The organism is Martinezella lusitana, assembly GCF_016901135.1.
Lineage (GTDB): Bacteria > Pseudomonadota > Alphaproteobacteria > Rhizobiales > Rhizobiaceae > Rhizobium > Rhizobium lusitanum_D.
Genome location: NZ_JAFEVL010000062.1, coordinates 22,011 through 42,622, shown reverse-complemented (window position 1 = coordinate 42,622; position 20,612 = coordinate 22,011). Strand labels below are relative to the sequence as shown.

16 protein-coding genes and 1 riboswitch are annotated in these 20,612 nt (G+C 62.3%); of the genes, 11 read left to right on the top strand and 5 right to left on the bottom strand.

Annotated features, from left to right (window positions below):
- Window positions 1-11 precede the first annotated feature (11 nt).
- The 7 genes from metA to JTP94_RS26620 all read left to right on the top strand — a co-directional run bounded on the left by metA (window position 12) and on the right by JTP94_RS26620 (window position 7,381).
- On the top strand, window positions 12-938 hold the full coding sequence (gene metA / locus JTP94_RS26650; RefSeq protein ID WP_204853423.1) for a homoserine O-succinyltransferase: 927 nt from the start codon (window positions 12-14) through the stop codon (window positions 936-938).
- A 2-nt stretch (window positions 939-940) separates the two neighbouring features.
- Window positions 941-2,128: a VWA domain-containing protein gene (locus JTP94_RS26645; protein ID WP_204853422.1), complete on the top strand. Its 1,188-nt coding sequence runs from the start codon at window positions 941-943 to the stop codon at window positions 2,126-2,128.
- A gap of 394 nt (window positions 2,129-2,522) precedes the next feature.
- Window positions 2,523-3,548, top strand: coding sequence for an aldose epimerase family protein (locus JTP94_RS26640; RefSeq protein ID WP_204853421.1), 1,026 nt, complete (start codon window positions 2,523-2,525; stop codon window positions 3,546-3,548).
- Between the two features lie 122 nt (window positions 3,549-3,670).
- A complete protein-coding gene (locus JTP94_RS26635) occupies window positions 3,671-4,444 on the top strand; it encodes a GntR family transcriptional regulator (RefSeq protein ID WP_204853420.1) in 774 nt (257 codons plus the stop codon).
- On the top strand, window positions 4,441-5,472 hold the full coding sequence (locus JTP94_RS26630) for an SIS domain-containing protein (protein WP_204853419.1): 1,032 nt from the start codon (window positions 4,441-4,443) through the stop codon (window positions 5,470-5,472). Before JTP94_RS26635 ends, JTP94_RS26630 begins: the two co-directional genes overlap by 4 nt.
- Entirely contained in the window at window positions 5,472-6,629 is a 1,158-nt protein-coding gene (gene nagA, locus JTP94_RS26625) for an N-acetylglucosamine-6-phosphate deacetylase (protein WP_204853418.1), read from the top strand. The genes JTP94_RS26630 and nagA overlap by 1 nt, the downstream gene beginning before the upstream one ends.
- Window positions 6,630-6,652: 23 nt before the next feature.
- Window positions 6,653-7,381, top strand: a complete 729-nt coding sequence (locus JTP94_RS26620) for an SIS domain-containing protein (protein WP_204853417.1) — start codon at window positions 6,653-6,655, stop codon at window positions 7,379-7,381.
- Between the two features lie 57 nt (window positions 7,382-7,438).
- Here the strand turns inward: JTP94_RS26620 and JTP94_RS26615 are convergent, their stop codons facing one another.
- The 5 genes from JTP94_RS26615 to JTP94_RS26595 all read right to left on the bottom strand — a co-directional run bounded on the left by JTP94_RS26615 (window position 7,439) and on the right by JTP94_RS26595 (window position 15,195).
- A complete protein-coding gene (locus tag JTP94_RS26615; RefSeq protein ID WP_204853416.1) occupies window positions 7,439-10,618 on the bottom strand; it encodes an efflux RND transporter permease subunit in 3,180 nt (1,059 codons plus the stop codon).
- The gene (locus tag JTP94_RS26610; protein WP_204853415.1) at window positions 10,615-11,796 is read right to left on the bottom strand and encodes an efflux RND transporter periplasmic adaptor subunit; all 1,182 of its coding nucleotides are present in this window, start codon (window positions 11,794-11,796) and stop codon (window positions 10,615-10,617) included. Before JTP94_RS26610 ends, JTP94_RS26615 begins: the two co-directional genes overlap by 4 nt.
- Before the next feature lie 312 nt (window positions 11,797-12,108).
- The gene (locus JTP94_RS26605; RefSeq protein WP_204853414.1) at window positions 12,109-13,938 is read right to left on the bottom strand and encodes an ABC-F family ATP-binding cassette domain-containing protein; all 1,830 of its coding nucleotides are present in this window, start codon (window positions 13,936-13,938) and stop codon (window positions 12,109-12,111) included.
- 2 nt (window positions 13,939-13,940) lie between these two features.
- On the bottom strand, window positions 13,941-14,594 hold the full coding sequence (locus JTP94_RS26600; protein WP_204853413.1) for a thiamine diphosphokinase: 654 nt from the start codon (window positions 14,592-14,594) through the stop codon (window positions 13,941-13,943).
- 73 nt (window positions 14,595-14,667) lie between these two features.
- On the bottom strand, window positions 14,668-15,195 hold the full coding sequence (locus JTP94_RS26595) for a MarR family transcriptional regulator (protein WP_204853412.1): 528 nt from the start codon (window positions 15,193-15,195) through the stop codon (window positions 14,668-14,670).
- A gap of 165 nt (window positions 15,196-15,360) precedes the next feature.
- On the opposite strand from JTP94_RS26595, the gene JTP94_RS26590 reads away from it, so the two are divergent.
- The 4 genes from JTP94_RS26590 (at window position 15,361) to JTP94_RS26575 (ending at window position 20,531) form a co-directional block, all read left to right on the top strand.
- Window positions 15,361-16,896: an MDR family MFS transporter gene (locus tag JTP94_RS26590; protein WP_204853411.1), complete on the top strand. Its 1,536-nt coding sequence runs from the start codon at window positions 15,361-15,363 to the stop codon at window positions 16,894-16,896.
- A gap of 70 nt (window positions 16,897-16,966) precedes the next feature.
- Window positions 16,967-17,083, top strand: a riboswitch (TPP riboswitch).
- A 107-nt stretch (window positions 17,084-17,190) separates the two neighbouring features.
- Window positions 17,191-18,162 carry a thiamine ABC transporter substrate binding subunit gene (gene thiB / locus JTP94_RS26585; RefSeq protein WP_246755387.1) on the top strand — a complete coding sequence of 324 codons (972 nt, stop codon included), beginning with the start codon at window positions 17,191-17,193 and terminating at the stop codon, window positions 18,160-18,162.
- 10 nt (window positions 18,163-18,172) lie between these two features.
- A complete protein-coding gene (thiP, locus tag JTP94_RS26580; RefSeq protein ID WP_204853673.1) occupies window positions 18,173-19,810 on the top strand; it encodes a thiamine/thiamine pyrophosphate ABC transporter permease ThiP in 1,638 nt (545 codons plus the stop codon).
- Window positions 19,803-20,531 (top strand): ATP-binding cassette domain-containing protein, encoded by a 729-nt coding sequence (locus JTP94_RS26575; protein WP_204853409.1) that lies wholly within the window; start codon window positions 19,803-19,805, stop codon window positions 20,529-20,531. The genes thiP and JTP94_RS26575 overlap by 8 nt, the downstream gene beginning before the upstream one ends.
- The last annotated feature ends 81 nt before the right edge of the window (window positions 20,532-20,612 follow it).

Below are 20,612 nucleotides of genomic sequence, written 5' to 3'. Positions count from 1 at the left end.
GAGTGAAAACAATGCCCATCAAGATTCCCGATACGCTGCCCGCATTTGAGACCCTTCGCAACGAGGGTGTGCGGGTGATGACTGAAACGGTGGCGATCCGTCAGGATATCCGCCCTCTCCAGATCGGGCTTCTCAACCTCATGCCGAACAAGATCAAGACCGAGATACAGATGGCGCGCCTCGTCGGCGCATCGCCGCTGCAGACGGAGTTTTCGCTGGTGCGCGTCGGCGGGCACAAGGCCAAGAACACCTCCGAGGAACATCTGTTTTCCTTCTACCAGACCTGGGAAGAGGTCAAGGATCGCAAGTTCGACGGCTTCATCATAACAGGCGCACCGATCGAGCTGCTGGAGTATGAAGAGGTCACCTACTGGGACGAGATGCGGCAGATCTTCGACTGGACGGCCACCAATGTCCATTCGACGATGAACGTCTGCTGGGGAGCGATGGCGGCCGCCTATCATTTCCATGGCGTGCCGAAGCATACGCTGAAGGAAAAGGCCTTCGGCGTCTACCGCCACCAGAACCTGGCACCGTCATCCGTCTATCTGAACGGCTTCTCCGACGATTTCGCCATTCCGGTCTCGCGCTGGACGGAAGTGCGCCGCAACGACATCGAAAAGGTCCCCGGCCTGCAGATCCTAATGGATTCAAGCGAAATGGGCGTCTGTCTCTTGCACGAACAGGCCTGTAACCGGCTCTACATGTTCAATCACGTGGAGTATGATTCCACGTCGCTGGCGGACGAATATTTCCGGGATGTGAATGCGGGCGTGCCGATCAAGATGCCGCATAACTACTTCCCCCATAACGACCCGGAGATTCCCCCGCAGAACCGGTGGCGCAGCCACGCGCATCTTTTCTTCGGCAATTGGATCAACGAGATCTACCAGACCACGCCTTATGATCTGGAGGAGATCGGCCAAGAAAGGTCATAGCCTTGTTCATTCCCTTCTTCCTGAAGCTGAAGGAAGCGAAGGTGCCGGTAACGCTCCGGGAATTCCTGTCGCTGCTCGAAGGGATGGAAGAAGGGATCGCCGACTACGATATCGAGGCCTTCTACTATCTGGCCCGTACGACGCTGATCAAAGACGAGCGGTTCATCGACCGTTTCGACCAGGTTTTCGCCGATTATTTCCGTGGCGTGGAGACGATCGGCGGCGATGCGGAAGCGGTGGAGGCAACGGCCATTCCCGATGAATGGTTGCGCAAGCTAGCGGAAAAGCATCTCACCGAAGACGAAAGAAAACAGATCGAGGCGCTCGGCGGTTTCGACAGACTGATGGAGACGCTGCGCCAGCGGCTCGCCGAACAGCAGGGCCGGCATCAGGGCGGATCGAAATGGATCGGTACGGCGGGCACATCGCCCTTCGGCGCCCATGGCTACAATCCGGAAGGCGTGCGCATCGGCCAGGAGGCGTCACGCCACCGCCGGGCTGTTAAGGTCTGGGATCGCCGCGATTTCCAGAATCTCGACGACGGCGTCGAACTCGGCACCCGTAACATCAAGGTGGCGCTGAAGCGCCTGCGCCGCTGGGTGCGCGAAGGTGCAGCCGAAGAGCTGGATCTTTCCGGCACCATCCGCTCCACCGCCGAACACGGCTATCTCGACGTCCAGACCCGGCCGGAACGGCGCAATGCCATCAAGCTGCTGATGTTCTTCGATGTCGGCGGCTCGATGGATGATCATATCCGCGGGGTGGAGGAGCTGTTTTCCGCCGCCCGCTCGGAGTTCCGGCACATGGAATATTTCTACTTTCACAATTGCCTCTATGAAGGCGTGTGGAAGGACAATCGCCGCCGACGCGTCGATATGACAGCAACGACGGACCTGATCCGCACCTTCGGCCCCGACTACCGCGTCGTCTTCGTCGGCGACGCGGCGATGAGCCCCTACGAGATCACCCAGCCGGGCGGCTCGGTGGAGCATTGGAACAAGGAAGCGGGCGACGTTTGGCTCGCGCGGATGACCGGCCATTTCCGCAAATGCGTCTGGCTCAACCCCGTGCGCGAGGATTACTGGGGCTATACGACGTCGATCTCCCTCATCCGCCGCATCATGACTGAGCGCATGTATCCCTTGACGCTCGGCGGACTGGAGAAGGCGACGCGGGAGCTGTCGCGCTGAGCGGATCGGTCTGTTTTGCAATAATCTGGCACGCACAGTTTTGCCGCGGCTCTGTGCTTGACCCCTCACCCCAACCCTCTCCCCGCATTGCGGGGAGAGGGAGCTCTAAAATGCCCCAAAATCCCTCCCCATAAACCAGAGAGGTCAATCGTCTAATGCTGTCGTCCCCTCTCCCCGCGAGCGGGGAGAGGACTAGGGTGAGGGGCCGTCACGGAAACCAGTTGGTCTGTCATAGACATTGCACACTTCCGGCGCAGCGTAGCGCTTCGAACGCCCGATCGAGGCTTGATCCCCCGTTGGCCGCCTCTAAATTTCGCAATCGAGCCGGTTGCGGAACCGCACGAATGGGGGCAGGGTCTGGCCTCGCATTTTAGATAGGTATGGATGAGCTGATATGACGGAAAATACTTTGCAACGGGAAGTTTTCGGAACGACGCCGAGCGGCGAAACGGTCTATCGCGTCAAGATCGTCGGTGGCGGCCTGACGGCGCATATCATGTCATGGGGCGCGGTCATCCAGGACCTCCGGCTTGACGGCCACGAGCCGGCCTTACTGCTCGGCTTCGACAATTTCCCTGACTATCCGGCGCATTCCTCCTATTTCGGCGCCACACCCGGCCGCTGCGCCAACCGCATCGGCGCCGGCCGCTTCACGCTTGATGGCAAGCAATACCAGCTCGAGCTCAACGAGAAGGGCGTGACGCATCTGCACGGCGGCAAGGACAATATCGCCAAGCGCAACTGGACGATCGTCGAGCATGCCGTCGATCGCGTCGTGCTGAAGATCGTCGATCCCGATGGACGCGCCGGCTATCCCGGCAACTGCACCATTCAGGCGACCTATCGGGTGCATGGCAACGGCGAACTGTCGGTCACCTACGAATCGACCGCTGACCAGCCGACCCTCGCCAACGTCTGCCAGCACGCTTATTTCAATCTCGACGGCCGCGACGATGCTCTCGGTCACGACATTATGATCGCCGCCGATCACTATACGCCGACGGACGAGAAACAGGTCCCGACCGGCGAAGTGCGTTCTGTGGAAGGCACTGTCTTCGATTTCCGCGAAATGGCGCCGATGAAGCGCTTCGACGGAACCGAGCAGGCGCTCTACGATTATAATTTCTGCCTGTCGACCGAGCGCACCGCCAAGCGTTCCGTGGTGCTGGCCCGCAGCGTCAATTCCGGCGTGTCGCTGGAAGTGCGCACAACCGAGCCCGGCGTGCAGTTCTATACCGGCTTCAAGCTCAACGTTCCGGTTCCCGGTCATGATGGTCAGAAGATCGGCCCCTTTGCCGGCTTCTGCCTGGAAACGCAGGTCTGGCCGGATGCCATCAACCACGAAGGCTTCCCCAATGCCGTGCTCCGCCCGGGTGAGGTATTGCGGCAGGAAACGGATTACATCTTCACCAAGAACTGATCGGGACATGCCCCGCTCTCTTGAAATTCGGCCGGGCGTCCAAAGCGCCCGGCCGATTCTTTTTAGGCCGGCAGACAGATTCGCCTTGTGAATTGGTTCTAAATAGGTTCTATATGTACATCATGGATAGAACCAGTTTGATCACCGAATTGAACAACCGCGGCCTCAGCGAGGGGACCGGGAGCGGGCCGCTCTACAAACGCCTGGCGCAGGCGCTGACGGGCCTCATTCAGGAGGGACTGCTGAAATCGGGCGCGGCGCTGCCCGGCGAGCGCGATCTTGCCGGCGCCCTGCAGATCGGCCGTGTCACGGTGCGAACAGCCTATCGCGACCTGCTCGCTTCGGGTGTCATTGAATCGCGCCACGGCAGCGGCACCTTCGTCTCGCAGCATGTCGAGCGCATCGAGCAGCCGCTCTGGCGCCTTTCCTCCTTCTCCGCCGACATGCGCTCACGCGGCCGCGAGCCGGCGGCCCGCATTCTGTCGCGCACTATCAGCGCGCCCGCGCCGGAGGAATCCTTCCTGCTCGGTCTCAGCCTTGACGAACCCGTGCTGCGGCTCGACCGCCTGCGTCTGGCCGACGGCCAGCCGCTTGCCATCGAACGCGCCGTCGTCCCCATCAAATTCCTCGGCGAAGACGCGGTATCCGAGGGTTCGCTCTATGATGCGCTCGCCGCCAAGGGCTTCAAGCCCGTGCGTGCCCAGCAAAGGCTGACGGCCGTGACGCTGGACCCCACATCCGCATCGATCCTGACCGTCAAGGCCGGGGCGCCGGCGCTTTTGATCGAGCGCGTCTCCCGCCTCGCGGACCAGCGCGTCGTTGAATACACCCGTTCGCATTATCGCGGCGATGCCTATGATTTTGTAGCTGAATTGAGAATTGGAGATGACCTATGAGCGAGACCCAGTCCCTGATGCTGACGGAAGCCGGCCAGTCGCCGGACGTGGTTGCGACGCTGCTTGAAAAGGAAAAGCCCGCTTTTGCCGAAATCGCGAAGCTCTTCTCCACCACCCGTCCATCCCTGATCACGACAGCCGCACGCGGCTCTTCGGACCATGCCGCGACCTTCTTCAAATATCTCTTGGAAATATCCTGCGGCATCCCCGTTGCCTCGGTCGGCCCGTCGATCGCCTCTGTCTATGGCGCTCCGCTCCACCTGAAGGGCGGCATCCACTTCACCGTGTCGCAATCCGGCGGCAGTCCCGATATCATCGCCATGCAGGCCGCCGCCAAGAAGGGTGGCGCCACCACGATCGCCGTCGTCAACGTCACCGACAGCCCGCTCGCCAGGGAAGCCGACATCGTGCTCGGCCTCAATGCCGGCAAGGAGCAGAGCGTCGCCGCCACGAAATCCTTCATCGCCTCCGTTGCAGCCCTTGCCGGCGTCACCGCGGCGATCTCGCAGGACCAAGCCCTCTTTGCCGGCCTCGCCAGGCTGCCGGAAGCATTAACGGCCACCTCGGGCATCGACGGCAAGGCTGCCGAAGACGTGCTCTTCAACGCCTCCTCGCTCTATACCGGCGGACGCGGCCCCGCCTTCGCTATCGCGCTGGAAGCCGCGCTGAAGGCCAAGGAAACCGCCGGCCTGCATGCCGAAGCCTTCTCGCTGGCCGAATTGATGCATGGCCCGATGCGGCTGGTGCAGCCGGGCTTCCCGATCGTCGCTTTCTCGCCCGATGACGCCGCCTTTGCCAACAATGCCCAGGCGCTGGAGCGCCTTCAGAAGCTCGGCGCGACCGCCGTCTCCTTCTCGACCGCGGCACTCCCGGGCATCAACCTGCGCATGCCGAGCACCGGCAACGGCCTGCTCGATCCGCTGGTATCGCTGCTGTGCTACTATCGCCTCATCGAGGCCGTGACGCGCCGCAAGGGTTTCGACCCTGACAAGCCGGCTAACCTTCTCAAGGTAACGGAGACCATGTGATGGACTACAAGGTCTTTACCGGCGCCCGCATCTTCGATGGCGACCGTTTTCACGAGGATAGCGCGCTGGTGATCGGCAACGGCCGCATACACGCGATCACCGGTGCCAACGACGTGCCCGACAACGCCGAGACGATCCAACTGAAGGGCGGCGTCCTGTCGCCGGGCTTCATCGACGCGCAGGTAAATGGCGGCGGTGGCCGCATGCTGAACGACGAGCCGTCGCCTGAATCCATGTACATGATCGCCGAGGGACATCGGCCCTACGGCACCACCTCGCTGCTGCCGACGCTGATCACCGATGTCGCGGCAGCTACCACGGCCGCCATCGAGGCGGCAGTCGAAGCAGTAAAGGCCAATCGCGGCGTCGCCGGCCTGCATCTCGAAGGCCCGCATCTGGCGCCGGCCCGCAAGGGCGCGCACCTGGCCGAGCTGATGCGCCCGGTCGAGGATAGCGACGTCAAGACTTTCATCCGTGCCCGCGAGGCGATCGGGACGCTGCTGGTCACCATGGCGGCCGAGCAGGTGACGGAGCGGCAGGTGCAAGCGCTGAGCGACGGGGGCGTCATCGTCAGCATCGGCCATAGCGATTGCACGGCGGAAGCGGCGGATGCGCGTTTCGATGCCGGCGCCCGCGGCGTCACCCATCTTTTCAACGCCATGAGCCAGATGGGTCATCGTGCGCCGGGCCTCGTCGGCGCGGCCATCGACCATCCCGCTCCCTGGTGCGGCATCATCGCCGACGGCCACCATGTCGACCCGATAGCACTGCGCGTCGGGCTGCGCGCCAAGCGTGGCGAAGGCCGCCTGTTTTTCGTCACCGATGCCATGTCGCTCGTCGGCACCGATCTTCCGAGCTTTACCCTGAACGGCCGCACGGTCTATCGCACCAAGGGCGGCTATTGCTCCAAACTGACGCTGGACGACGGCACGCTCGCCGGTTCCGATGTCGATATGGCCTCGACGATCCGCTACGGTGTCAATGTTCTTGAGCTGCCACTGGCGGAGGCGCTCCGCATGGCGACTTCCTATCCCGCCCGCTTCCTGCGGCTCAGCGATCGCGGCCACCTGACACCCGGCACCCGCGCCGACCTCGTTCACATCGACGACGGCATCGAAGTCACCGGAACATGGATCTCGGGCCAGCCTTCGGCCTGAAACAATCGAGAAGGAGGCGCGACATGACCGCAGTCACGGACAGCTATTTTTCCGCCCTCATCGGCCGGCTGGAAAGCCTGCGCGAAACGCTTGCGGAGCCGATGTCGAAGGCTTCGGCCGCCATTTGCGCAGCCGCACGTGCCGATCGTCGCGTCTATGTCTTCGGCACCGGCCATTCGCATATGCTGGCGGAAGAGGTGCACTACCGCGCCGGTGGTCTGGCTTTCACCATCCCGGTGCTTGTGGGATCCGCCATGCTGCATGAAGGCGCCGTCATCAGCTCGGTCTATGAGCGCACCGAGGGCCTTATCCGCCCGATCTTCGAGCGCTACGGCATGCAGCCGGGCGACGTGCTGATCATCGCCTCCAATTCCGGCGTCAATGCCGCGCCCATCGAGGCTGCCGACTACGGCCGCGAAATCGGCGCGACGGTCATCGCCATCACCTCGTTCGCCTATTCGGCCGCTATTGCCAATGGGCGCCGGAGGCTTGCTGATATCGCCGATGTCGTGCTGGACAACGGCCTGCCGCCGGGCGATGCCATTATCGACCTGCCCGGCACAGATCTGAAGGTCGGCCCGGCATCGACAGCCATCGGCACCACCGTGCTGAACGCCATCTTTGCCGATGTCGCCGCCGAGCTCTGCAAGGATGGCGAGCCGCCGGTCTACCTCAGCGCCAACATGCCGGGCGCCAAGGAGACCAATCAACGGCTGGTGAAGAAATACCGGCCGCGCAACCCGCATCTCTAAAGCAAACGATAGAGCGGCTCGACGATTCGGTGAAACGCTGAGCCACTCTAATCGACGTTACTGTGCCGCGGCATCGGAGGCCGAAGGCTCTTCCGCCACGGTCTCCGCCTGCTTACGCCGCCTGCGCAGCACGACATAGAACACCGGCGTCAGGAACAGGCCGAACAGCGTCACGCCGAGCATGCCGGAGAATACGGCCGTGCCGAGCGACTGACGCATTTCCGCCCCCGGCCCGGTGGCGATCATCAACGGCACGACGCCGAAGATGAAGGCGAAGGCCGTCATCAGGATCGGCCGCAGACGCAGATGGCTGGCCTCGATCGCCGCCTCCACCGCGCTCTTTCCCTCGAGCTGTGCCTGACGCGCGAATTCGACGATCAGGATCGCGTTCTTGGCCGCCAGGCCGATCAGCACGATGAGCCCGATCTGCGTCAGGATATTGTTGTCCATGCCCCTGAGATGAACCCCGATCAATGCGGCCAGCACGGCCAGCGGCACGATCAAGATGATGGCAAGCGGCAGCGTCCAGCTTTCATACTGAGCCGCAAGCGCCAGGAAAACGAAGATGACCGACAGGGCGAAGATATAGACCGCCGTATTGCCGGTATTCCTTTCCTGATAGGCAAGCTCGGTCCATTCGAAGGTCGTGCCTGTCGGCAGCAGGTTCTTTGCCAGCCCCTCCATGACGTCGAGGGCGCTGCCGGTCGAAACGCCCGGCCCGGGATTGCCCTGGATGGGAACCGAGACATACATGTTGTAGCGCTGCACAAGCGTCGGCCCGGTCGTATCCCTGATATCGACCAGCGTACCGAGCGGCACCAGCGCGCCGGTGGCCGAGCGGACCTTCAGCGCCAGGATATCTTCCCGATCCATGCGATATTGCTGGTCGGCCTGTGCCCGCACCTGATAGACGCGGCCGAAGGCGTTGAAGTCGTTGACGTAGGACGTGCCTAGGTTGATCGACAGCGTCTCGAAGATATTCGGGATCGGCACGTTGAGCGCCCGCGCCTTGTCACGGTCGATCGCCAGGAAATATTGCGGGCTATTGGCCGAGAAGGTGGTGAAGACGCCGCTGACGCCCTTGTTCTGCGCGGCAGCGCCCATCATTTGATAGGCCAGCGGCAGGATACGGCGCATGTCGGGATTTTCGCGGTCCATGATCTGCATCTTGAAGCCGCCGGAATTGCCGACGCCGCGAATCGATGGCGGCGGAATGGCGATGATGAAGGCCTCCTGAATGCCCTGGAGGCTGCCATAGATCTGGCCGATGATCTTCATGGCGGTCTCACCGCTCTTCAATCTCTCCTCGAAGGGTTTGAAGGGCGTGAAGATGACGCCCGAATTCGAGGCATTGGTGAAGGTCGCGCCATTGAAGCCGGCGAAAGCAACGGCGTTTTCCACGCCGGGCGTCTTGTTGATGATCGCGGTCGCCTTCTCGATGACCGCGTTGGTGCGCGCCAGCGACGCTCCGTCAGGCAGCTGCACGACGACGATGGCATAACCCTGGTCCATTGTGGGAACGAAGCCCTGCGGCACGATCCTGCCCATATACCATGTTGCGCCGAGCAGCCCGACGAATACGAGAAGGGCGCAGCCAAGCGCAACCCAGGTGGTGACGAGATGGCGGATGATCCAGGAATAGCCCCGGCTCATCGACTCGAAACCCCGATTGAAGCCATCACCCAGAGCGCGACCGAAGCGCGAGAAGATATTGTTGGATTTCTTGTGGTCGTGTGGGCGCAGCACGATCGCGGCAATCGCCGGCGACAGCGTCAGTGAATTCAGGCAGGAAATCGCCGTTGCGATGGAGATGGTCACTGCGAACTGCCGGTAGAACTGTCCCGTTATGCCAGGAATGAAGGCCGTCGGCAGGAAGACGGCGATCAGGACAAGCGAAATCGCCAGAACCGCGGTGCCGACCTCGTTCATCGTCACATGCGACGCCTCCTTCGGCGTCATCCCAAGCGCAAGGTTGCGCTCGACATTTTCGACGACCACGATCGCATCGTCGACGACGATGCCGATGGCAAGCACAAGGCCGAACAGCGTCAGCATGTTTAGCGAGAAACCGAAGGCGAGCAGGAAGGCGAAGGTACCGATCAACGACACCGGAATGGCGATGATCGGAATGATCGCGGTTCGCCAGGATTGCAGGAAGACCAGGACGACGATGGCAACGAGCACGGCTGCCTCGAAGATCGTCTTATAGACCTCGTAGATCGATTCCGCGATGAATTCGGTCGGATTGTAGACGATGCGATATTCGAGACCCTGCGGAAAATCCTGCGCCAGACCCTGCATCGTCTTCTGGATACTTGCGGCCGCGTCAAGCGCATTGGTGCCTGGGCGGGCAAAGATGCCGAGCGCAACGGCCGGCTTGCCGTTCAGATAGCTGTTGGTGACGTAATCCTGCGCGCCGAGCTCGATGCGCGCCACGTCCTGCAGCTGCACGAGCCGGCCGCTATCCGTTGCCTTGACGATGACATAGCGAAATTGCCGAGCATCGGAAAAACGCCCTTGGGTCGTCACCGTATATTGAAAGGCGTTGGTGCCCGAAACCGGCGGCCCGCCGATCGAGCCACCCGAAACCTGCACGTTCTGGTCCCGCAACGCCTGGACGATGTCGCCGGCGGTCATGCCGTAGGCGGCGAGCTTTTCCGGGTCGAGCCAGATACGCAGCGAATATTGCCGCTCGCCAAAGAGCTGCACGTCGCCGACGCCGTCCAGGCGGACGAGCAGGTCGCGGATGCGCGTGCGGGCATAGTTGGAGATATAAAGCTGGTCGTAGCGATTGCTCGGCGAGAGCAGATGCACCACCATCATCAGATCCGGCGAGCTTTTGACCGTGGTGATGCCGATGCGGCGGACATCATCAGGCAGGCGCGGTTCGGCAATGGCGACGCGATTCTGGACCAGCACCTGCGCCTTGTCGAGATCGGTGCCGAGCTTGAAGGTGATGGTCAACGACATCGAGCCGTCGGCGCTGGAATAGGAGGACATGTAGAGCATGTCCTCGACGCCGTTGACCTCCTGCTCGATCGGCGTCGCCACCGTATCGGCGATCGTCTGGGAATCGGCGCCCGGATAGGAGGTGCGCACCACGATTGTTGGGGGCGCGACCTCCGGATATTGCGCCACTGGAAGCTGGAAATAGGCGATGCCGCCGACGATCAGCAGCACGATGGACAGAACCGACGCGAAAATCGGTCGATCGACGAAAAAATGGGAAAACCTCATTGATCCGTCCCCTGTGCGTCCGCCTGAGCCGGCGGCTCGTCATTCGACGCTTCCTGCGGCAATTCGATCAGTTGAGGCGCGACCTTGACGCCGGGCCGAACACGCATCAGCCCGTTGACGATGATGGTCTCGTCGCCGGTCATGCCGTCTCGGATAACGCGGTAGCCGTAAAGCTTCGGCCCCAGCCGTACGGACTTCGGCGTGATGTTGCCTGCCGTGTCGACGGCATAGACGACACGCTGGTTCTGATCGGAGCCGATGGCTTCGTCAGGCACTAGGATCGCCTTGTAGCTGTTCGAGCCCTGCACCTGGATGCGCCCGAACAGGCCGGGCTGAAGGATCAGTTTGGGATTGGGGAAGGTGGCGCGGACGCGGATCGTGCCCGTTGCATTGTCGACACGGTTTTCCGCAAAATCGAGCTTGCCCTTGAACGGTTGCTGGCGGGAATCGGCGATCGTCACGGTCACATTGAGGCCGCCGCCGCCCTGCTGCAGGACGCTGCCGTTCTTGCGCGCCTCGTCGGCATAGGAAAGCAGCCGGCGCTCATCGACGTCGAAATAGAAATCGATCGGGTCGAGTGACACGATGGTCGTGAGGATGGTCTGATCGGCCTGCACCAGATTGCCGACGGAAATCAGCCGCCGGTCGATCCGGCCGCTGAGCGGCGCGGTGATCTTGGTGAAATCCATGTCGAGATTGGCGCGATCCACAGCCGCCTCCGCACCACGCACATTCGCCTGCGCCGAGATGAGATCGCGGCGGCGGTCGTCCAGGTTCGAGGCCGACTGGCTGCCCGTCGTCGACAGGGATTCCGTCCGCTTGAATTGCGCATCGGCGAGCGTGAGCGACGATTTCGCCACCTCCAGCGACGCCGTCGCCTCGTTCAAGGTGGTGATGAACGGCCGCTGGTCGATGACAAAAAGCAGGTCACCCTGCTTGACCATGGTGCCGTCCTTGAAATGCACCTCCTGCAGATAACCGCCAACCCGCGAGCGCACGGAGACCTCGTCGACCGCCTGGAAGCGCCCGATGAACTCGTCGCTATCGATGACCTCGCGAACGACGGGCTTGGCGACTGTGACGGGCGCAGCCGGCGGCGCGCTTTGCGCCAGCGCCTGGGCGCCCGAGAAAACGGTGATTACACAGCTGAACAAAATGGCACGCGGCAGCATCGGCATGAAGGCCCCCTCGAAAAACCGCACACGGCAATAAGCGCCGCCGCGTTAAGCGTTTACGATATTTGCCTGCAACTTTTGCGAAGGACCTGTCGCCATCAGGCGAAATCCAATCAAGTCTCTTCGGACTTCCCCAACATGCGCCACGGGCCGCGCCGGCCCGGGGGTATCAACCGGCTCATCCTCCGGCAACATGCGTTAATGTATAAACGGTTTGTCGGATTCGACAACAGGGAATGACGCAGTCGCGACCGAGCGCAACCGATTGTTTTTTCTAATATAGACGGACGCGCATAGGGCGAGCTGGCAGAGATATTAGCCCTCCAACTCCTCGCGCAGCACTTCAAGCTCCAGCCATTCCTCTTCCATTCTGGTCAGGCTTTCACGCAGCTTTTCCATCTCTGCCGCAAGACGATTGAATGTTGCTGGATCCTTGGTGAAGAGGTTCGGATCGGCCATTTTCTTCTCGCGGGCGGCGATCTCCGCCTCTGCCTTGGCCATTTCCTTGGGCAGGTTTTCCAATGCGAATTTCTGCTTGTAGGAAAGCTTGGCCTTGCCTTTCGAGGTGTCCGCGGCGGATGATGCAGTCTCCGCGGCCCTCGGCTTTTCAGCCGCCTTTTCCGCCCGCTTGCGCTCTTCCATCGCGCCCTTGCGCTGGGCGAGCATATCCGAATAGCCCCCGGCATATTCGATCCATCGGCCGTCCGGATCTTCCGGATTGGCGGGCGCGATCGTCGAGGTCACGGTGCGGTCGAGGAAATCGCGGTCGTGGCTGACGAGGATGACCGTGCCGGAAAAGCCGGCAACGATTTCCTGCAGCAGATCGAGCGTCTCGATGTCGAGATCGTTTGTGGGTTCGTCGAGGATCAGCAGGTTGGTCGGCCGCGACAGGATGCGCGCCAGCATCAGCCGGGCACGCTCGCCGCCGGAAAGATTCCTGATCGGCGTGCGGGCCTGTTCCGGCTGAAACAGGAATTCCTTCATGTAGCCGGTCACATGCCGCTGCTCGCCGTTGACAAGCAAGTTCTCGCCGCGCCCGTCGGTCAGATAGTTGGCGAGCGTGTCCTCAGGATCAAGCTCTTCGCGCTTCTGATCGAGCGTGGCGATCTCCAGATTGGTGCCGAGCTTCACCGTGCCGCTGTCCGGGGCCAATTGGCCGGTCAGCATCTTCAGGAGCGTCGTCTTGCCGGCGCCGTTCGGGCCGACGAGGCCGATACAATCGCCGCGATGCACGCGGATCGAAAACGGAGCGACGATGATGCGTTCGTCATAGGCCTTGGTGATCTTCTCGGCCTCGATCACCAGCTTGCCGCTCTCCTGCGCATCGGCGGCTGCGGCCTGCACGGAACCCAGCGCGCCCCTATGGCCACGATGGCGCGAGCGCATGTCGTGCAATTCGCCGAGGCGACGCATGTTGCGCTTGCGTCGCGCGGTCACGCCGTAGCGCAGCCAATGCTCCTCGCGCTCGATCGCCTTGCCGAGCTTGTGCTGCTCCAGCTCTTCGGCTTCCAGCACCTGATCGCGCCAGGCTTCGAAGAATGCAAAGCCGCGATCGAGCCGCCGCGAGGTGCCACGATCGAGCCAGACGGTCGCAGTCGAGACTTTTTCGAGGAAACGACGGTCGTGCGAGATCAATACCAGGGCGCTGCGGGTCTTCTGCAGCTCGCCTTCCAGCCATTCGATGGTCGGCAGGTCCAGATGGTTTGTGGGTTCGTCGAGCAGAAGGATGTCCGGCTCCGGCGCCAGAACGCGGGCAAGAGCCGCACGGCGCGCTTCGCCGCCAGAAAGGTTGTTCGGATCTTCTTCGCCGGTGAGGCCGAGATGCGACAGGAGATAGGTGACGCGATAGGGATCGTCACCAGGCCCCAGCCCGGCCTCGGCATAGGCGGCCACGGTCTTGTAATCGGCGAAATCCGGCGCCTGTTCGAGATAGCGCACGGTCGACGACGGATGACGGAAGACCTCGCCGGATTGCGCCTCGACCATGCCGGCTGCAATCTTCAGAAGCGTCGACTTGCCCGAACCGTTGCGGCCGACGAGGCAGATCTTGTCACCCGACTCAACCTGCAGCCCGGCGCCGGCCAGAAGGGGGGCACCGCCGAAGCTCAGGAAGATGTCGTCGAGTTTCAGAATGGGAGGGGCCAAGATCAGACTCCACTGAGATCATAAGGGCGGGCAAGGACGATCGCCCTGCCGCTGCCGAGCGAAAAGCGCACAGCGCCTTCCGCCACATTGGAAATGGTGCGCGACGTGCCGAAGGGCAGATGGAAATCGCGCAACGGATAACGGGCATTGTCGATGAAAAGGCCGGTCAGATCGCTGAAACCGAGAACGGAAAACAGCGAGCCCGGTGGCAGCGTCATTTCCATCGCTCCCGGCAGAAGCGGCACCGCTTCCTCATCGCCGGATGTCAGGAGCACATCAAAGCCCTTTTCGGCGAGCTGGACACCGTAGAGCAGATGCTGGATCGCATGATCAGACCGTTCGCCGCCCATGGCCCCGGCCAGGATCAGCCTGACAGCACCACGATCGATCGCCTCCGATACGGCAATCTCGCCATCGGTTGCGGCCTTCGCCGCCGGATAGGGCTGCTTCGGCACCTTGGGAAACGCTACGAGCAGGTCCGCGGGCGTGGAGTCGAAATCGCCGACCCAGAGCTCCGGCTCTACACCAAGCGCCACCGCATGGCGCATGCCGCCGTCGGCCGCGATGAAACGACTACCGGAAACCGCGGCGCGCAACCGGTCCGTCAGGCGAAGCTCGCCGCCGAGCAGAATGGTGAAGGTGGTGGACTGGCTCATGCGCCAAGCCCATAGCGCAAAGTCGTATCCCTAGGGAAGAGCGCCGTTCGCAAGAACGACCCATGTCGGCCGCTCAGTCGGTCGTTTCCTTGAGGCGAGCCTCAATAACGCGTTCATAGCCTGTGACATAACGATCGAACAGCAGCGAGAAACTCTTGATGTCCTCAGCCGACCAATCGGCAAAGATGCTGCCGATGACGGAGTATTTTTGCGCCTGAATTTCCGACAGCAACCGTTGCCCGAGCGAGGTGAGCACCACGACGATGCGCCGCGCATCCGCCTGGGACGCCTTTCGCCGTAAGACGCCGCGCGCCACCATATCGGCAACGATGCGGCTCGCCCGCGACGGATCGATGCGCAGGATGTCTGCAATCGTCCCGACCGTGACCTCGCCGGTGGCCTCTGCCCGTCTCACGACGTCGAGCACATCGAGATGCGAAAGCTCGAGCCCTGGAGCGACGTTCTGAATGGCGAGCCTGCCGATCATGCGACGGCCGGTCAGCAGGCGCATGCGCGTCATCGCCTGACCGATCAGCAGGAGATTCGCGTCTTCGGTCAGCGGCGGGGCTTCAACTTCACGTGTATTCATCGCTGATGTCATCTTTCCACCATATCAGAGGCGGAAAAGAAATAAAACATGCAAACAGCATTCACCTGTCATTGACAATTATATGCTAACAGCACATATGTTTCAGATATGAAACCGGGGCGCCCGCGCATTCACTCGACGGCGCAGCGTTTCGGACTAGCTCGGATATCTTGTTCCATGGACATGCAGACAACGTTCGCGCCGCTCGTGACGGATCCAAGGCGGCGGCTTATTCTCTTCCTGTTTCTGATGACCGCCATGTTCATGGCAACGCTCGACAACCAGATCGTATCGACGGCACTCCCCACCATCGTCGGCGAGTTCGGCCATCTGGAGCGCTTCGGCTGGATCGGCTCTGCCTATCTTCTCTCCCTCTCCGCCGTCATGCCTGTCTACGGCAAGCTCGGCGACCTCTTCGGCCGCAAATATGTAATGATGACGGCAATAGCGATCTTCACCGTCGGTTCGGCCGTCTGCGGCCTTGCCGTATCGATGAACACGCTGATCGCCGCCCGCGTACTGCAGGGTTTCGGCGGCGGCGGCATCATGGTGTCGATCTTCGCCGTCAACGCCGATCTCTTCGAGCCGCGCGAACGCGCCCGCTACCAGAGCTATTCGAGCCTCGTGCTGATGGCGTCGGGCGCCATCGGCCCCGTTCTCGGCGGCACGATGAGCGATCTGTTCGGCTGGCGCTCGATTTTCCTCGTCAACGTGCCGATCGGCTTCGTGGTGCTCGCCGGCCTCGCAACCATGCTGCCCTACCGCAAGCCCGCCCGCCGGCCGAAGATCGACTATGCCGGCGCGCTTGTTCTTGCGCTGACGACGACAAGCATCGTGCTCGCCGCAGACGGCACCGAGCTCTTCGGGTCGCTGCTGTCGCCACAATGTCTCGGCATCATCGCCTTCGGTGTGATCTGCGCCATCGCCTGGGTCTTCATCGAGCGGCGTGCGCCCGAGCCGATCGTGCCGATGACGCTCTTCCGCAATCCGACATTCGGCCTGCTCCTGATCATCTCGATCACCAGCGGTGCGGTCGCCATCGGCATGGTCAACTACTTCGCACTGTTCCTGCAGACGACGACGGACCTGTCGCCCTCGATGGCCGGCCTGCTGTTCATCCTTTTGACCGGCGGCCTCGTCTGCGGCTCGCTTTCCGCCGGCAGGTTGATCGCGGCAAGAGGCCGCTACAAGCCCTTTGCCGTCGCCAGCGCCGCCTGCAGCACCATTGCTTTCGGCTCGCTCGCCTTCGTCCATGCCGGCACGCCCATCGCCTTTATCGGCGGCCTGATGCTGCTGCACGGCATCGGCATCGGCCTTGCGCAGCAGGTGCCTGTCATCGGCGTGCAGAATGCCGCCAGCAACCGCGACGTCGGTGCTGCTACCGGCGCGGTGACGCTGTCGCGCATGGGCGGCGCCTCGATCGCCATCTCCATCTATGGCGCCATCATCGCGGCCAAGCTCGGCAATGTCGGCGTCTCGATCGCAGGCGTCTCCGATATCGAGGAATTGACGCCGAAGATGATGGCCGCCCTGCCGGACGCCACCCGCGAAGCCGTCGCCAATGCCTATGCAAGCGCCTTCAGCCCGCTGTTCATGACAGCGGCCGGCATCTGCCTGCTCGGTCTTCTCACATCGCTCACGCTGAAGAACGTGCAACTGCCCGGTGCCACCAAGAAATTCGAAAGCACGGTTGCCGCCGAGGCAGCCGAATAGATCGCGCGTCCTGCAATCGACAGGGGAATCATTCCCCTTGTCATCCCTTCGTCACAAGGCTAAATCTGCCGACGCTCTAACGGGGTGCCTTATGTCCTATCGGATATCTGGCTGAGAGGCTTTTACCGGCCAACCCGCGGAACCTGATCCGGCTAACACCGGCGGAGGGATTAGACGCGTGACGAAATCATAGCGCCCTTTTCCCCTTCAAGACGAAACCAAAGAGGAGGCGCTGTCATGCACGACCGATCGCTATTGTCACTTTTCGCCGGCTTGGCTCTCGCCGCCGGCACGATGTTTTTTACCGCCCAGGCCGCCCAGGCGGCCGACAAGACGCTGACCATCTACACCTATGAGAGCTTTACCGCCGATTGGGGTCCCGGCCCCAAGGTCAAGGCCGCCTTTGAAAAGACATGCGGCTGCACGGTCAACTATGTCAGCGTCACCGACGGCGTGGCGCTTCTGTCCCGGCTGAAGCTTGAGGGCGCCGGCACCAAGGCCGATGTCGTTCTCGGCCTCGACACCAATCTTGTCGACGAAGCTAAGGATACCGGCCTGTTCGATGCCAGCGGCGTCGACACATCGGCGCTCAAGGTTCCCGGCGATTTCAAGGATGATGTCTTCGTGCCCTATGATTACGGCCATTTCGCCGTCATCTACGACACCCAGACGATCAAGAACCCACCGAAGAGCATGAAGGATCTCGTCGAGGGCGATCCCTCGCAGAAGATCGTCATCGAGGATCCGCGTACCTCGACGCCCGGCCTCGGCCTGCTGCTCTGGGTCAAGTCGATTTACGGCGACAAATCAGCCGACGCCTGGGCAAAGCTCAAGGGCCGCATCCTGACGGTGACACCCGGCTGGTCGGAGGCCTATGATCTCTTCACCAAGGGCGAAGCACCCATGGTGCTTTCCTACACGACGTCTCCGGCCTACCACATGATCGAGGATAAGACCGAGCGTTATCAGGCAGCCGCCTTCACCGAGGGACATTACATCCAGATCGAGGTCGCCGGTCTCGTCAAAGCCTCACCGAACAAGGACCTTGCCCGCGATTTCCTGAAGTTCATGATCTCCACAGGCTTCCAGGACATTATCCCGACAGCCAACTGGATGATGCCGGTCTCGGCCACATCAACGCCGCTGCCGGACGCCTTCGGCAAGCTCGTGGTGCCGACGAAGACCTTCCTCATGAGCCCGGATGTCGTCGAGAAGAACCGCAAGGCCTGGATCGACGAATGGCTGGCCGCCACCAGCGGCAACTGACATCGCGACCATGCTGACGGCACTCGAAAGAAGACGCGCCATTTCCGGCGGGACGTTCAGCCTCGCCGGCATCGCGCTTTTCGTCGGGATCGCCGTCGCCGTCCTGCTTGCCGCCGGCATCGAATCCGGCGGCGACACCACGCTCGCCGACCCCTATCTCCTGCGCATGCTGCGTTTCACCCTGCTGCAGGCAGTCCTATCGACCCTGCTCTCCATCGTCCTTGCCATCCCCGTCGCCCGCGCCTTGGCGCGCCAGCCGCGTTTCCCCGGCCGGCTGTGGCTGATCCGCCTGATGGCCGTGCCCATGGGCCTGCCAGTGCTGATCGGCGCGCTCGGTCTTCTCGGCATATGGGGGCGCCAGGGATTGCTCAATCAGGCACTCACGGCCCTCGGCCTGTCGCAGCCCGTCAGTATCTATGGCCTTGCCGGCATCCTGCTGGCGCATGTCTTCTTCAATATGCCGCTCGCCTGCCGGCTGATGCTTGCCGGGCTGGAGCGTGTGCCGGCGGAATATTGGCTCGTTGCCGGCGGGCTCGGCATGCGGCCCGCCTCGGTCTTCCGCTTCATCGAATGGCCTGTTCTGCGCGGCCTCATTCCAGGCATCGCCGGCCTGATCTTCATGCTGTGTGCGACCAGCTTCACGCTGATACTGATCCTTGGCGGCGGCCCGGCCGCAACGACGTTGGAGGTCGCGATCTACCAGGCCCTGCGCTTCGATTTCGATCCCGGTCGTGCCGTGCTGCTGTCGCTGCTGCAGATCGTCGTCACAGCCGCAATCCTTGGCGCAATGACGCTGTTTCCCTCGCCTGACAATCACGGGTTAACCAGCGGCCGCGCCCTGCGGCGCCTCGACGGGCAGCTGCGCGCCGCGCGATGGGCCGATGCGGCCTTGCTCTTAAGCGCTGCCCTCTTCATCGGCCTGCCGCTCGCCTCGGTCGTCGTCACCGGCCTTAAAGCCGATCTTCTCAAGCTCGTCGGTCAGGCGATCTTCCTGCAGGCGGCTGTCACGAGCCTCGCCATCGCACTCGCCGCCGGCCTTCTGGCCGTGGCGATATCGTTCGCGATGATCCGCGCCCGCTCGGTGATTTCGGCCGACCGCAACAAGACCTTCAGCCTGCGCACACTGGCGACGGCCCTCAGTGGCGCCTCCTCCCTCATCCTGCTCGTTCCGCCGATCGTGCTGGCAACCGGCTGGTTCCTGGCGCTCAGGCCATTCGGCGATCCCAGCCGCTTCGCCGCCGTCCTGATCGCCGTCATCAATGCGCTGATGGCGCTGCCCTTCGTTATCCGCGTCCTGGAGCCAGCCTATGCCGTTCATCGCCGCCGCACCGAACGGCTGGCGGCGAGCCTCGGCCTTGAGGGGATTTCCCGCTTGCGCCTGATCGACTGGCCCGGCCTTCGCAAACCGCTCTTCACGGCGCTCTCCTTCGCCATGGCCCTGTCGCTCGGTGATCTCGGCGCCGTCGCTCTTTTCGGCTCGGACAGCCTGATGACCCTGCCCTGGCTGGTCTACAGCAAGCTCGGCAGCTACCGCACCAACGATGCCGACGGATATGCCTTGATCCTCGGCGCGGTATGCCTTCTCCTCACCATCGCCGGCACGGCGGGGCAAGGCACCCGCGAAGACGAAGGCAGGCGAAATGACTGACGGCGGTGACATGATCGAACGCAGCATAGCGATGACCGGCGTCGAACTGCGCCTCGGCACGCACGACTTCCGCTTCGATTGCGCTTTGCCGCAGGGCAAGATCGTTGCCATTGCCGGCCCCTCCGGATCGGGTAAGTCGACCTTCCTCAATCTGCTGGCCGGCTTCGAACCGCCCGATCGCGGCCGCATCCTGCTTGCCGGACAGGACGTGACCGGCAAACACCCCGCCGAGCGGCCGGTGTCGCTCGTCTTCCAGGACAACAATCTCTTTGCCCATCTCGATCTCTTCACCAATGTCGGCCTTGGCATCAGCCCGTCGTTGAAGCTCTCCGCCCGGGACCGTCAAAGGATCTCGGAAGCCCTGGCGCGTGTCGGGCTCCCTGGTTTCGAGAAGCGCAAGCCGGGAACGCTTTCCGGCGGCGAGCGGCAGCGCGCCGCCTTCGCCAGGGCACTGGTGCGCGACAAACCGATCCTGCTCCTGGACGAACCCTTCGCCGCGCTCGATCCGGGTCTGCGTTCCGGCATGGTCGAGCTTCTCAAAACCCTCCACCATGAGACTGGCAACACGGTGCTTATCGTCTCGCATGATCCGGCCGAAGTCAGACGCCTTGCCGATCATGCCGTCTTCATCGACGGCGGCATGATCCGGCTTTCTGCCCCCATCGAAGCCTTCCTGAAGGAGGACGGCATTCCGGCACTGACTACATTTTTGCAACATTGAATGCGACGCAGCATGCTGTTGCCGGTTTTGCCTTAATTTCGTCCAGCCAAACGGCTGAAAGTCCTGCGAGAAATGCTTGCT